Below are 13,862 nucleotides of genomic sequence, written 5' to 3'. Positions count from 1 at the left end.
ATCTCAATCTTCCGGGTCTGTAATTAAGGCCAAACGATATACGGTAAGAGCAGCGCCAACCACTAGGCTGACAGCGTAGACCAGCAAAATCATCCCTGCCGCAGACAGAATAGAGCAGATCGGCCAGACCAATATTTCATATATCGGAGCAACCTTGGCCACATAGCGCGAAAATCCATCAATCTTCAGGCCACCAAACAAAAACGCGTAAAACAAAATCGCCGTTTGCATGAAAATAAAATGGAAGAAGGTCGCATTTATCTCTTCCAAATACGAAATTCCGCGCGAATTTTTAACTGCACGTAGAGCCTTACGCATTCTGTTCGTTATAAGACTAAATAAGATGGCGTAAGTTCCAAGACTAAAACCCAAAAGGCTTGGAATCAGACTGAAAGTCAGATCAACCCACTTCGCACTCACCCAATAAGCGTGCGCCGAAAATCCGACGATGACCGACAGATGAAAGAGAGGCGATCCCCAAATCGCCCTCCATCCTCCGTAGGCGTCGAAGTACCTTTTCAGTCGCTTTGTTAAAGGTTTGAGCTGGCTCACTTCAGTCTTCGTTATGATTTGAAATTAAACTATTGAACGCCTGCTGTTCACTTGTGATTTCGGGATCATATTGTCCACGCAGCACCTTCGGATATTCATTCGTCGAAGCGTCAAACGCCATACCGTCGTTCCTCCCCACAACTCTGACATCACCGTTTGCAAGGGCCACGCTGCCTGCACGTTGAATGTCTTTTGACGGCACTAGCGATTGCCCCGGAACAGCCTCGTAAAGGAGCGTTACCTTTTGCGCCTTTGTTTCGAGGAGATGTTTCTCGATCTCTTCCTCGAAGTCATCGGCGAGAATATCTGAGTTCGGCTTTTCTATTGTAATCTCAATTCTCTTAATTCGATCAATTGAAAAAAGAGCAGCCAATCCATCCTTGTCTTGAACGAGAGAAATTGAAGGTTGGCCAAATTTCTCGACAATTCTTGGATGACCAAATAACCCACGAATCAACTTTAGCGATGAACGCGGCGTTATACTTTTTCCTCGCGAGTAAGTCTCCATATAGAAACGATGGTCGCCAATTGTGAACTTGAAAAAGTAAGTAGCGGCATTTGGAAAGATGCCCGGTGGAATACTTAGGTCAGCAAGCTTTTCATCACTCGCTTCATCCAGCTCCTCCGCGTCGAACCAAGTCCCCTCCTCAGGCAAGTCCGTGAATGTCGTTATGACACCGGACAAAGTTCCTTTGTCTTTCTCCTGAAAACTTGCGCTTGAGATCATCCCGTTGCGATCGCCGTGAACTTGTGCTGGTGACTTGAGTGCGTACACCGCGCGGAATAGTTCTACATATTTATCTGCAGAATGAGGATGAATACGCAGATTAAGGACTGCTGCTGAGACCTTAAGCTTTCTTGCCAATTTGCCCTCCTCGGAATTGTCAAAACATCCGACAAGAAGAAAGAAATAGGCAGAATTCAGCAACGGAACAAAACATGAACATATAGATTAGGCGGCTAATGTCAACAGTATTTTTATCGACAATCAAATCACTGGGTACCTATCTGAGATCCCTCAGCGATCCGATGGCATCCGGCATTAAGGAATTGTCCGCCGACAAATATCCAAGCTGGGACCCGCTCCCGCTACACCCCGCCCCGCATCACCTCCGCCGCCCCCTTCAGCCGCTCCACGCTCGCCTCGTTCCAACTCTCCACCGCCTGCCGCGCCGCCGTCTCTCTCCGCACAAACGCCTCGATCCGTTCCTGCCCGATCTCATCAAGCAGGTGCCTTATGGGCGACCACATGGTCCAGTTGGGATTGACCATCCGCATGTGCAGGCGATCTTCGGTGATATCGAAGGTGACATTGGCCGAGCGCGCCAGGTCGAGAAATTCGGCGACATAGGCGTCGGGCATCGGATCAGGAAAAGCCATGGGGCTGCCTCGTATTTGATACAAATACAATGCACCTCCGCGACACCGGCTCCGGAAAGCCGGTTTTATGGTGAATGAAGGGTTAAGCGGAAAAACTTGTCCCGCTTATTCCCGCCCCCTCGCAGGCGTTGTAATCTCCGTCGTATCCACCCCGCGCGAGCGGCCTGCAGGCGATCAGTGGCGGGGGGAGCCGGTTTGTGGGGAGGTCGCCTTCTCCATGGGTTCGGGAGTCGGTCCCTCGCGACGAGCGATCAAGAGGCGCTGTTGGCTCTGTCCAACTTCGAGATGTGCCGCCAGGCAAATTCGCTCCAGTGGAGCGAATTTAGGCGAGAAGGCCATGAAGGCTAGGCCTGAATGGCCGGCCTCCGGAGCGGCCGTCGCTTCATATACAAATCATCCGAGGCGATTGCCGCTCCGGGGTCCGCTCAAAACCGGAAGCCACATGGCCGTCCGGCGCGCAAACCTGTCCAAAGCTTCATTTGCAAACCATTGCCCCTGCCGCAATTGTGGTTCTGCGGCGCATGACACGCGCCCTGGCCCCAAGAGAAAGTGTCGCTCATGTCCTCAACCACTGCCCCCGCCGGTTATTCCCGCGCCCAGGTCATCCTCCATTGGCTCATTGCCGGGCTGATCCTCTTTCAGCTGCTGGTGCATGACGGCATGGAGGAAGCCTGGCGGGCGCTGCGCCGGGGCACGGAGGATAGCGGCAATCCCCTGCCCCATATCATCGTTGGCAGCGCCATTCTGATCCTGGCCGCCGTTCGTCTCGTCATCCGGCTGCGCCATGGCGCGCCGCCGCATCCGGCGGGGCAACCGGCCGCGCTTGGCCTTCTCGCCAATGTGGTTCACTGGGGCATTTATGCCCTGCTGTTCATGATCCCGATTTCCGGGCTTGTCGCCTGGTTCGGTGGCGTGGAAGGCGCCGCCATGGCGCATGGCGGGCCGCTGCGCCTCGCGCTGATCGGCCTCGTGCTGCTCCACATTGCCGGGGCGCTGGTGCAGCAATTGGTGCTGCGCAGTGGCGTGCTCATGCGCATGCTCAAACCCGAAAGCTGACGCCGGCAGGCGGCACGGCAGAAAATCGGCAGGGCCCACGACATTTTTCGCGGGCGCCGCCTTTTTCTACTTTTGATATATCTGGTTATGCAAAACAGTACTTTGGTACAGAGTTAAGATCTGGCTACGCATTAATACGTGATTCAAACAATTTCCCCACAATAGGTCTGACAATGACTTGAGCGCTTTCTGGGAAGGAAGAGGCGATGATCTTGTCTGAGACCGCCAATATGCTCGCCGATTGCGGGGCGGTTACTTTCGCACCCAATGATGTCAGCGCCAGCGCCCTTGGCACGTTGGCCGCCAAGCTCGGCTTCGGCACGGTGGCGAATTACACCCAGTTCGCCGAGCTGCCGAAAAACCGGCTGACTTATTTTCTGGTCCATGGGCAGCTGCCCGATGGCGCCAAGCAGCGCATCATCCATGGCCTGCGCAGCTCGGACCACGTCTTCCGCCGTTTCGCGCCGATTGTCTGCTTCGTCACCAATGGGCCGCGCCACCAGATCGTGCCGCTGGTGCAGATGGGTTTCGACGAGGTGCTGTTCATCACCGACCCCGTATCCGACATGAGCCACAAGCTCAGCGACCAGTTGCAGCATGAATTGGTCTATGTCGAATCCGACCACTATTTTGGGCCCGACCGCCGTCGCATCGAGCGCATCGATCCCAATGATCCACGCCGCAAGCCCGGCGGCTCGCCCTTCCGCAAAATCCGCGTGGTACGCGATCCACGCATGGGCATCTCCACCATGGACGTCGCCCACTAAGAAAAAGCCCGCAGATCGCTCCGCGGGCTCTTTTGGATTTTAGGCCACGAGGCCCTTGGTCAGTTCCAGCGCCTGCCGCTCGAACAGCCGGCGATAGATTCCACCCTGGAGCCGGATCAGCGCCTCGTGATTGCCCTCCTCGACTATCCTGCCCTTGTCGAAGACCAGCAGGCGATCGAGGGCACGGACCGTCGAGAGACGGTGCGCGATGACCAGCGTGGTGCGGCCCACCATCAGCCGTTCCATCGCCTCTTGGATCATCACCTCGCTCTCGCTGTCGAGGCTCGACGTCGCCTCATCCAGAATGAGCACCGGCGCATCGGCAAGGAACGCCCGGGCAATGGCAACGCGCTGGCGTTCACCCCCGAAAGTTTCACACCGCGCTCGCCCACCATGGTCTCAAAACCCTTGGACAGGCCAATGATGAAATCATACGCATTGGCCTGTTTGGCCGCCTCGATGATTTCAGCCCGGCTGGCTTCCGGCCGACCATAGGCGATGTTCTCGGCCAGCGTCCGGTGAAACAGGATCGGCTCCTGCTGCACGATGGCGATCTGGCCACGAAGGCTTGCCTGCTGATGATCGGCGATGTTCTGCCCATCAATGGTGATGGCACCACCATTGATGTCGTAGAGCCGCTGGATCAGTTTTACGAAGGTCGTCTTGCCCGAACCCGAATGACCCACAAGACCAACCCGTTCGCCCGGCTTGATGGCGACGGAGAAGTCGCGATAAAGCGGGGTGGCGTGGCTGCCATAGCGGAAGGTGACGTGATCAAAGTTGATCGCGCCCTTGCCGATGGCAATCGGCTTGGCCCCGGCTTTGTCCTCGACACCGAGCGGCATGGCGGACAGAGCCACCAGCTCTTCCATGTCATTGACCGAGCGCTGCAGGTTGCGGATGTGCATGCCGACGTCGCGCAGATAGCCCTGCAGCACGAAGAACATGGCGAGGACGAAGGTGATATCGCCGGCCGACGCCAGTCCCTGCGTCCACATATAGAGGCCCGTGCCGAGGATACCGGCCTGCATCAGGGTCATGAGGAGACCCTGGATGGTGCCGTTGAGCGTGCCGCGCTTCCAGGTCCGGCGGGTCCGCGAATCCCACTTGGACATGACATGGCGCAGCCGGTCCTCTTCGCGCGTTTCGGCGCCAAAGGCTTTTACGACCGAGTTGCAGCTCACCGCGTCGGCAAGCGCACCGCCGAGGCGCGTGTCCCAGGCATTGGCAAGGCTTGCGGCCGGGGCGACATAGCCCACCGACATCAGGACGGTGAAGGCGATGTAGATCACCGAGCCACCGGCAACGACGAGGCCCATGACCGGCCAATAGGAGCCGAGCAGGATCGAAGCGCCGACCAGCATGACGAAGCTCGGCAGCAGCGCCACGAGCAGGATGTCGTTGAGCGCATCGAGCGCCCACATGCCGCGCGTCACTTTTCGCACCGTCGAACCGGCAAAGCTATTGGCGTGCCAATCGGTCGAAAAGCGCTGCACCTTGTAAAAGCCGTCGTGCACGATCCGCGCCATCATCTGCAGCGTCAGCTTGATGATGGTCTGGAACACGAAGAAGCGCAGCACCACGCTGGTCACGCCCAGCGCCGCAACCACGGCAAAGGCGCGCACGGCATCGTTGAGCGCCGTATTCTGGTTGCCCGAAATGGCATCAACAATGCGGCCCGAAAACATCGGCACCAGCACTTCGGCAATGGTGGCGACCATGACGAGGCCGGCAATCAGGGCAATGCGCTTGGGCTGGCGGGCCCAGTGGCGGAAGGTAAAGCCGAGCACGCTGCGGAAAGCATCGGCGCGGAAGTCGAGTTTCTTGCGACTCATTTGGCAGTCCGGCCCCGTTCTCCGGCAGCCGGCTCCTCAAAAAGGGCTATGAAAGGCACAAAACTGACCGGGCGAGACAATGACCCTGTCGGGCCGGTCGGGTCTGCAGAAGGGAAGGAAAGAGAAAACCGCGGGCGGCTGGCCTAAACGGCGGGCCGCGGTTGGCAGGGACCTAAGGTCGGCCGATGCCAAACGGGGAAGCGATCATAAATGCTGTCATGCAACGCCTCCCTAGGTTCAAAGAAAATGAAGCGGTGAACGGTTGATAGCCAAACCGTTCGCCTTTGCCAATAGGTTTTGCGATGGAAATTGGCGTGTGGTGCCGCCGGGGCACAGTGGGGCGGTCGGCGACAGGCGTTGCAGCACTGGCGTTGCCGGAGCGCCTTGAAAACTTCTCCGTCGTCATTGCCGGGCTTGTCCCGGCAATCCATCTCGCCTCCGCATGGACCACCGGGACAAGCCCGGTGGTGACGATGATGGGTTGATCGTGGAGGAGGTGGCCGAGAGTTGCGTTAGGCCACCTATTCCGGCTTCTTCGCTCCCGGTGCGAAAATCCCGCGGGTCTGGAATTCGGCATAGGCCATGGCAGCGGCGAAGGCACCGAAGATAATGGCGACGGCAACAATGAGAACGGTCATGGAAAGCCTCCAAAGGTGATGGCTCCATATCCGCCCGCGCCGGGCGGCCAACCTTGATTGAGATCAACGGATTTTACGATTTGCGCGGGTGGCGCGGCGCATTTGGGGACGATAGGCTTCGGCCAACCGATTCAACAAAAAGAAGGCTTTGCCCCGATGAGCAATTCCCCCATCGATCCCACCAAACTCGACAAACTCGGCGAAGTGGCGATCAAGGTCGGCCTGCAACTGGCCGAGGGCCAGGATCTCATCATCACAGCGCCGATGGTCGCGGCGCCGCTGGTGCGCCGCATCACCGAGCATGCCTATAAGGCCGGCGCTGGCCTCGTCACCTCGATCTATTCCGACGAGGAAGCAACGCTCGCCCGCTACAAATATGCCAATGACAAGAGCTTTGATCGCGCCGCGGGCTGGCTCTATGCGGGCATGGCCGAGGCCTACAAGAACAATACCGCGCGCCTTGCCATTTCGGGCGACAATCCGATGATGCTGGCCGGCCAGGACTCGGAAAAAGTCTCGCGCGCCAACCGCGCCAATTCAGCCGCCTATCGCCCGGCGCTGGAGCTGATCACCGGCTTTGATATCAACTGGAACATCGTTTCCTACCCGACCCCGGCCTGGGCCAAGCTGGTCTTCCCAAACGATGCCGAAGACGTCGCGATCGCTAAGCTCGCCGATGCCATCTTCAAGGCGTCACGCGTCGATCAGGACGACCCGATTGCCGCCTGGAAGGCGCACAATGCCAACCTCAAGGCGCGCTGGACCTGGCTCAACGGCAAGAAGTTTTCTTCCCTCAAGTACAAGGGTCCGGGCACTGACCTCACCATTGGCCTTGCCGATGGTCACCGCTGGAAGGGCGGCGCGTCGGAAGCCAAGAATGGCGTCACCTGCAACCCCAACATTCCGACCGAAGAAGTGTTCACGACCCCGCATCGCCTGCGCGTCGAAGGCACCGTGGCTGCCACCAAGCCGCTCTCGCACAACGGCACGCTGATCGAAAACATCCAGGCGCGCTTCGAAGGCGGCGTTCTTGTCGAACTCAAGGCCACCAAGGGCCAGGACGTCTTCAACAAGGTGCTCGACACCGATGAAGGCGCCCGCCGCCTCGGCGAAGTGGCCCTCGTGCCGCATTCCTCGCCGATCTCGGCCTCGGGCATCCTGTTCTACAACACGCTCTACGACGAAAACGCCTCGTGCCACATCGCCATGGGCCAGTGCTATGCCGACTGCTTTGAAGGCGGCAAGGAACTTTCGCCCGACCAGATCTTTGCACAAGGCGGCAATAAGAGCCTCATCCATATCGACTGGATGATCGGGTCGGACCAGATCGACATCGACGGCGTTCATGCCGACGGCACGGTCGAGCCGGTCATGCGCAAGGGTGAATGGGCGTTCTAAACGCCCTCTTCCCCTTGCCCAAACACCACGTCATCCCCGCGAAAGCGGGGATCTCTGTTTCGGCACGGGATTCCCGCTTTCGCGGGAATGACACCGTGGGGGAAGTTGCAAAAAACTAAAACTTCCGCTCAGCCTGCTCTTCCATATAGGCCAGCTCTTCCTTCGTGCTCTCGCGCCCTAGCGGCGCGTTCCGGAAGGGAAAACGCCCAAAGCGGTCGACCGTCTCGCGATGGGCGACCGCATATTTGAGCTGATCCTCGTCCCCCAGCGCCTCATAGAGCCGCACCGAGGCCGACTGGATCGCCGCCGATTCCGCGTGCATGAAGGGCAAATAGATAAAACCCCGCCGCGGCTGCTCGAAGCGCATATCGAGCCCCTGCCCGACCATTTCCTGCGCCAGCACCAGCGCCATCTTGTCCTGTGCGAAGGCGAGCGGCGAATTGCGGAACAGCTGGCGCGAGAACTGGTCGAGCACGATGATCTCGGCCAGTCGTCCGGACGGTTTGGCCCGCCATTCCCAAGCCTCGCCCTTGGAGACATGGGAATGGGTCTGGCCAAAGACCTCCGCGATCTTGGCATCAAACTCGGCCTTGCCGGCAAACCAGTCTTCCGGTCCGTGCTCGACGAACCAGAAGTTCAGGACGTCATCTGCAGTGCGCATGTCTTCCCCCTTGCCCAGCTTGAAGCAAAACGCAGCAGACTGGCTTTTAGTTTGCCAAGACTACGCGAATGCGATTGCCGAAGGGATCCTGCGTTTCAATGCCCTTGTCCAGCCGTTCGATCGGCGCTCCGGCCTTTTCCAGCCGGCCGACAACCGCATCGAAATGCTCGGCCCCAGGCACGGCAATGGTGAACCAGCGCAGGCCCGCCGATCCCGCCGGCGGCAGGCCGGCATTGGGGCCGGACCAGATGTTGAACGCCACGGTATGGGGCATGTAGTCGAGCCCGACATCGCCCATGCCGAAGGAATTGATCAGCAGAAAACCGGCAAAGCCGATGACGTCGCGATAAAAATCCATGGCCATGTTGAGGTCATTCACATGCACATGGATATGCCCGATCCGCGTCCCGGCAGGCATGCGCGGAGCAAGCACCGGTGCCGGGCCCAATTCGCCCAGGAGGCCATCGAGGTCGATGGGTTCGCGTCCCGAATGCGGTTTTCCCTCGGCAGTCAGGGCATAGGTTTCACCCTTTTCGGGATCGCCCAGCGAGCCGCGCCACGGCGTCTCGAAGGTGATCTCGATGCCGTTGCCGTCAAAATCCCAGAGATAGATGGCTTCGCTGACGAGGTGGTCGGTCGGGGAAATGCGCACATTGCGCTGCAGCGCCCGCACCGCCATCTGTGCCAGGTCCACCCGGGCCGGCACATGCACGGCAACATGATAGAGCCCGATGCTGCGCGGCACGGCGGGACGCACGGCACCCGTTTCGAGCACGATCAGCACTTTTCCGCCCGCACCGAGCTGCAAGAGATTGCCCGTCTCGGCGATCAGCTCGAGCCCGACCACATCCTGCCAGATGGCAAGCGCACGGGCGCGATCGGTCACGGCGATATGAACCGGGCCCAGCGTCGTGCTGAGCGGCAATTGAGGTTTTGACTTCACCACTGTCTGAACGGATGTGTCGATCATGCCGACCTCCCAAAAGGGCTGAACTTGAACTGAACTCAATCTAGGCCCGCGGCATCGCAACTTCTATGGAAACGACACCGAAGGCTTCGTTCGCCCAAACCGCCCCAATCAGCAATCTTCCTGATGTCGTCAATCCGTGCTTTGATCGAGCGGGAAGAGGAGGACAGGATGCTCAGAGGGTTTGCCGTGACGCTGGCCATGCTCGCCAGCATGTCGAGTGCATTTGCCAATTGCTATGAAATGATCGGCTGCGACGACAGCGACTATTTCCGGCGCTCGGACCTGCGCCAATTGTCCTGCCAGTCGCTGTGGGAAGTGCGCAACTGGATCTACAAGCAGAACGGCTATTGCTTTTCCACCCAACGCGCCAAGAACGCCTTTGGCAATGAAGGCTGCTTCATCACCAATCAGGCGCAGGTAAAGCTGAACGCGGTCGAGCGGGAGAATGTCGCGACGATTGCCTCGGTCGAAAAATCGCGCGGCTGCAATTGAGCCACCCGGCCGTCACGCTCGGGCTTGACCCGAGGGCCCTGCACGTGCTGCGCCAGAAATAAGTGAAACGTCCTCGGGTCAAGCGCGAGAAAACCTCAAACGCCCTCATTGTCCTCGTCAAAGCCGTTGTTCACCAGCTCGACAATGGCTTCCAGCGCCTCGCGCGCCTGCTTGCCGGTGGCCTGCACCAGAATGGTCGAGCCCGGCCCGGCCCCGAGCATCATCAGGCCCATGATGGAATTGCCGTTGACCGACTGACCGTCCTTGATGACGTGCAACGACGCATCAAAACACTCCGCCGTACGCACGAAGCGCGCCGATGCGCGCGCGTGCAAACCCTTGCGGTTGACGATGGTCAGTTGCTGGGCGACGGCACGATCACCATCCATTTCAGGATGCTCCACCAAGGATGGAATTGGCGACCGTAATATACTTGCGGCCCGCTTCCTGCGCGAGAGCCACCGCATCGGTCAGAGCGAGATCGCCGCGCACGCGCCCGAGCTTGACCAGCATGGGCAGGTTGACGCCCGCGATCACCTCGACATTGCGGTTCTGCATCACTGAAATGGCCAGGTTCGACGGCGTGCCGCCGAACATATCGGTGAGAATGATCACACCATCGCCGCTGTCGGCCCGGTCGATCGCCGCCAGAATGTCCTCACGCCGCGTTTCCGCATTGTCTTCAGGACCGATGGCGATGGTCTCACACTGTTCCTGGGGTCCAACAACATGTTCCAGCGCCAGCTTGAACTCATCCGCCAGCGCGCCATGCGTCACCAGAACCAACCCGATCATGCATTCTCCCCAGACGATGACTGCGCCTTATTCGAGGACGCAACCTCATCCCAGTCCAATAAGCCCCCGCTCCCTGCCTCGGGTGCATTTGGGAGCGGGCGCCAGTCTTGCCCCCGATGACACCGGTTGCAAGCGATAAATTGTCACCCTCCAGAGGGTATAGCGATTGCGCCCAGCGCCTCTTCGATCAAGAGGCGCTGGTGTTCGATTCCTATCACACCCGCCTGTGGTACCGGGCAACGGGCGATTTCGAGGCCCAAAAGCCTGACTTTGAAATCGTGCTCCTCAGGCATCCGTTCAAGGGTCGGCACGAGATCAACCACCAGATCGAGCCTTTTGCCACTTTGATGGGGCCGGCTGACAATGCCGTGACCGCGCAGTTCAATGAGGCCAGCGATGGCGTTTGGGGCGTAGAGCCGGATGGAGGCGCCATCAATTTCGAGGTCGACCCGGTCATCGGAAACCAGCGCGGCATCGCGCCCGCGGGAGCCGAAGACATCGAGGAGATAGAGAGCGAGCAGCGACTTTCCCGAGCCCGAAGGCCCGCGAAGGAGCACACCTTTGCCGTCGAGCAGAATGGCGGTCGCGTGGATGTTTTCGCTGGCGTTCAGCATCGCGCAGACGCCCCCGCCCAGCCTCCCCCATCAAGGGGGAGGTGCAGATCGCGTGTGGGGCACGATTCTAGCCAAAAACTGGATACGCCACCTCCCCCTTGATGGGGGAGGAAGGGTGGGGGTGTGAGAGCCACGATCTCCAAAAATTACCGCCGCGTCTTCGGCAGCGACACGGTAAACAGCGCGCCAGACCGATCCGTCCGGTTCTGCGCCTTGATCGTGCCCTTGTGTGCATCGACGATCTGCTTGGAAATCGACAGCCCGAGCCCGGAGTGATTGCCAAAGCTCTCGGTTTCCGGCCGGTCCGTATAGAAGCGCTGGAAGATGCGGCTGACATCGCCGGTAATGCCCGGGCCCTCGTCGCTGACCGTCACGACGATCATGTCGGTCTCCGTCGAAACCGTCACCGTCACCGTGCCATCGACTGGCGAAAACGACACCGCATTGTCGATCAGATTGGCCAGCACCTGCGCCAGGCGGCTTTCGTGCCCGGTGATCACGGTCGAACCGCGCCCAAGGCGCTTGCCCATGACGACATTGACCTGCCGGCCTGCCGCCACGTCCTTCTGGATGCCGACCATGGCCTCGGCCAGCTTTTCGACATCGACCAGTTCGGCGCTTTCGCGCGCCAGTTCGGCGTCGAGTCGGCTGGCGCTCGAAATGTCGGTAATCAGCCGGTCGAGGCGTTTCACGTCATGCTGGATGATGGCGTTGAGGCGCTCCCGGTCTTCCGGCTTCTTGGCCAGCGGCAGCGTTTCGACGGCCGAGCGCAACGAGGTCAGCGGGTTCTTCAGCTCATGCGCCACGTCGGCGGCAAAGCGCTCGATGGCTTCGATGCGATTATAGAGCGCATCGGTCATGCGCCGCAGCGCGCCTGAGAGATGGCCGATTTCGTCGGGTCGATCGGTCAGGTCTGGAATTTCCGCACGCGCATTGCCCGCCGTCTGCACCCGCTCGGCCGCCGCCGACAGGCGCCGCATCGGGCCGGCAATGGTGCCGGCCAGCAGCAGCGACAGCGCGATCTGCACGCCCGCGGCAATCATGGCGATGCGCAAAATGCTCCAGCGCTCCTGCGCCACCACCGAGTCGATATCGCCCGGCGCCGTCGAGAGCAGGATGGCGCCGACCACAGCGCGCAGGCGCTGCACCGGCACGGCTACGGAAACAACAAGCTGGTTATGCTCATCGACGCGCACGAAATCGGCCGGGGCGCCCTGCAGGGCCGAGGCCACTTCGGGATAGCGCGTCCCCTCGTCGGCCCCATATTCCTGGTATTTTGAGAAATTGTCGCCCGGCGCCCAGGCGATCATGGCGTTCCACCAGTCGAACAGGAAAAAACGCTGCGACTTTGAGGTGTCGATCTGCTGCCGGATTACCTCGCCGCGCGCATAGATATTGTCGCTGTCGAGGATAAGCAGGCCCTGCTGATCATAGATGCGCGCCCGTGTCCGCGTCGGCGTGATCAGGTTGCGCAAGAGAGGCGCGACGCGTTCGGGGCTGATGGGAAATTCCAGCGAGGGATCGAAATAGGAGAGCGGGGAAACATTGCCCGCCTGCAATTCGATCAGTCGGTCGGGATTGATGGAGATGACATCGCTATCGACGGTCGCCGAAGCCGCAATGGCAGCGGCAATGATTTCGCCCTGCACGCGCAGCGATTGCACGCGCGCATCGATGAGGCCTGCACGCCATTGGTTGAGGTACAAAATGCCCACGACCAGCACCAGCAGCCCGGCAAGGTTGAGCACGATGATGCGGCGCGTCAGGCTCGAGAAAATGGTGAAATCGACGAAGCGCCGCAGCGCCACGATGACCTGGCCAAGCGGCTTGAGCGCCATGCGCCAGCCGCGCCTGCTCCCTTTTCCAACAGGAGCAGGCTCAGCGTCCCGCTCGGGACGCCTTCCCTCGACTTGAGGATCGATGGTGGCCACGAAGTTCCTTATTGCTCCTTGAAGCGATAGCCGACGCCATAGAGCGTCTCGATCATTTCAAAGTCGTCGTCGGTCGCCTTGAACTTTTTCCGCAACCGCTTGATGTGGCTGTCGATGGTCCGGTCGTCGACATAGACCTGATCGTCATAGGCCGCATCCATCAGCGCATTTCGCGATTTTACGACACCGGGGCGCAAAGCCAAAGCCTGAAGAATGAGGAATTCGGTGACGGTCAACGTCACGCGCTGGCCCTTCCAGGTGCAGGTGTGGCGCTCTTCGTCCATCACTAGCGAGCCGCGCTCGATCAGCGCCTTGCCCGGCACAGGTTCGCCCGTGGGACCGGCGGCGGCCGAAGGATCACGCGGCGCCGAACGGCGCAGGATCGCCTTGACGCGCTCGACCAGCAGGCGCTGGCTGAAGGGTTTTGTAATAAAGTCGTCGGCGCCCATCTTGAGGCCGAACAGCTCGTCGATTTCCTCGTCCTTGGAGGTGAGGAAGATCACCGGCACATCGGACTTCTGGCGGAGGCGCCGCAGCAGTTCCATGCCATCCATGCGCGGCATCTTGATGTCGAGAATGGCCAGATCAGGCTTGTCGGTGGTCAGGCCTTCAAGGCCCGAGGCCCCGTCGGTATAAGTCGCTACCTGATAGCCTTCCGCCTCGAGGGTGAGGGAAACGGAGGTAAGAATGTTCCGGTCGTCGTCCACGAGGGCGATCTTGGGCATATTCTGCCTTTCTAGTTGCGACGCTTGCATCTTGTTGGGACCAGCGGC

The 13,862-nt window shown here is 59.7% G+C and carries 15 protein-coding genes and 1 pseudogene; 5 read left to right on the top strand and 11 right to left on the bottom strand.

Annotated elements, in window-relative coordinates:
* Window positions 1-3: 3 nt before the first annotated feature.
* The 3 genes from NVV77_RS14050 to NVV77_RS14040 form a co-directional block, all read right to left on the bottom strand.
* Window positions 4-552 carry a hypothetical protein gene (locus NVV77_RS14050; protein ID WP_295414302.1) on the bottom strand — a complete coding sequence of 183 codons (549 nt, stop codon included), beginning with the start codon at window positions 550-552 and terminating at the stop codon, window positions 4-6.
* Window position 553: 1 nt separating this feature from the next.
* Window positions 554-1,417 (bottom strand): DUF4747 family protein, encoded by an 864-nt coding sequence (locus tag NVV77_RS14045; protein WP_295414300.1) that lies wholly within the window; start codon window positions 1,415-1,417, stop codon window positions 554-556.
* A gap of 224 nt (window positions 1,418-1,641) precedes the next feature.
* Window positions 1,642-1,932 carry a hypothetical protein gene (locus NVV77_RS14040; protein ID WP_295414298.1) on the bottom strand — a complete coding sequence of 97 codons (291 nt, stop codon included), beginning with the start codon at window positions 1,930-1,932 and terminating at the stop codon, window positions 1,642-1,644.
* Between the two features lie 558 nt (window positions 1,933-2,490).
* Here NVV77_RS14040 and NVV77_RS14035 point away from each other — a divergent pair.
* Window positions 2,491-2,988: a cytochrome b/b6 domain-containing protein gene (locus NVV77_RS14035; protein WP_295414296.1), complete on the top strand. Its 498-nt coding sequence runs from the start codon at window positions 2,491-2,493 to the stop codon at window positions 2,986-2,988.
* Window positions 2,989-3,194: 206 nt separating this feature from the next.
* Window positions 3,195-3,755, top strand: coding sequence for a hypothetical protein (locus NVV77_RS14030; RefSeq protein ID WP_295414295.1), 561 nt, complete (start codon window positions 3,195-3,197; stop codon window positions 3,753-3,755).
* Window positions 3,756-3,794: 39 nt separating this feature from the next.
* Here the strand turns inward: NVV77_RS14030 and NVV77_RS14025 are convergent.
* Window positions 3,795-5,590: pseudogene (locus NVV77_RS14025) on the bottom strand (ABC transporter ATP-binding protein).
* Between the two features lie 314 nt (window positions 5,591-5,904).
* Here NVV77_RS14025 and NVV77_RS14020 point away from each other — a divergent pair.
* On the top strand, window positions 5,905-6,075 hold the full coding sequence (locus NVV77_RS14020) for a hypothetical protein (RefSeq protein WP_295414293.1): 171 nt from the start codon (window positions 5,905-5,907) through the stop codon (window positions 6,073-6,075).
* A gap of 309 nt (window positions 6,076-6,384) precedes the next feature.
* Window positions 6,385-7,626: an aminopeptidase gene (locus NVV77_RS14015; RefSeq protein ID WP_295414291.1), complete on the top strand. Its 1,242-nt coding sequence runs from the start codon at window positions 6,385-6,387 to the stop codon at window positions 7,624-7,626.
* A gap of 115 nt (window positions 7,627-7,741) precedes the next feature.
* Here NVV77_RS14015 and NVV77_RS14010 read toward each other — a convergent pair whose 3' ends face one another.
* Window positions 7,742-8,287 (bottom strand): DUF924 family protein, encoded by a 546-nt coding sequence (locus NVV77_RS14010; RefSeq protein WP_295414289.1) that lies wholly within the window; start codon window positions 8,285-8,287, stop codon window positions 7,742-7,744.
* Between the two features lie 46 nt (window positions 8,288-8,333).
* The gene (locus tag NVV77_RS14005) at window positions 8,334-9,257 is read right to left on the bottom strand and encodes a VOC family protein (protein WP_295414287.1); all 924 of its coding nucleotides are present in this window, start codon (window positions 9,255-9,257) and stop codon (window positions 8,334-8,336) included.
* Window positions 9,258-9,425: 168 nt separating this feature from the next.
* Here NVV77_RS14005 and NVV77_RS14000 point away from each other — a divergent pair, with 168 nt between their 5' ends.
* The gene (locus NVV77_RS14000; protein ID WP_295414285.1) at window positions 9,426-9,749 is read left to right on the top strand and encodes a YARHG domain-containing protein; all 324 of its coding nucleotides are present in this window, start codon (window positions 9,426-9,428) and stop codon (window positions 9,747-9,749) included.
* 95 nt (window positions 9,750-9,844) lie between these two features.
* Here the strand turns inward: NVV77_RS14000 and NVV77_RS13995 are convergent, their stop codons facing one another.
* The 5 genes from NVV77_RS13995 to NVV77_RS13975 all read right to left on the bottom strand — a co-directional run bounded on the left by NVV77_RS13995 (window position 9,845) and on the right by NVV77_RS13975 (window position 13,814).
* Complete coding sequence (locus NVV77_RS13995) at window positions 9,845-10,138, bottom strand: HPr family phosphocarrier protein (RefSeq protein ID WP_035079451.1); 294 nt, start codon at window positions 10,136-10,138, stop codon at window positions 9,845-9,847.
* Window position 10,139: 1 nt separating this feature from the next.
* Window positions 10,140-10,544: a PTS sugar transporter subunit IIA gene (locus NVV77_RS13990; protein WP_295414283.1), complete on the bottom strand. Its 405-nt coding sequence runs from the start codon at window positions 10,542-10,544 to the stop codon at window positions 10,140-10,142.
* A gap of 143 nt (window positions 10,545-10,687) precedes the next feature.
* The gene (locus tag NVV77_RS13985; RefSeq protein WP_295414282.1) at window positions 10,688-11,158 is read right to left on the bottom strand and encodes a serine/threonine protein kinase; all 471 of its coding nucleotides are present in this window, start codon (window positions 11,156-11,158) and stop codon (window positions 10,688-10,690) included.
* Between the two features lie 146 nt (window positions 11,159-11,304).
* The gene (locus NVV77_RS13980; protein ID WP_295414280.1) at window positions 11,305-12,996 is read right to left on the bottom strand and encodes a sensor histidine kinase; all 1,692 of its coding nucleotides are present in this window, start codon (window positions 12,994-12,996) and stop codon (window positions 11,305-11,307) included.
* A 101-nt stretch (window positions 12,997-13,097) separates the two neighbouring features.
* Window positions 13,098-13,814 (bottom strand): response regulator transcription factor, encoded by a 717-nt coding sequence (locus tag NVV77_RS13975; protein WP_295414278.1) that lies wholly within the window; start codon window positions 13,812-13,814, stop codon window positions 13,098-13,100.
* Between the last annotated feature and the right edge of the window lie 48 nt (window positions 13,815-13,862).

Source organism: Devosia sp. (genome assembly GCF_024707125.1).
Lineage (GTDB): Bacteria > Pseudomonadota > Alphaproteobacteria > Rhizobiales > Devosiaceae > Devosia.
This window is presented reverse-complemented; position numbering and strand designations above follow the sequence as displayed.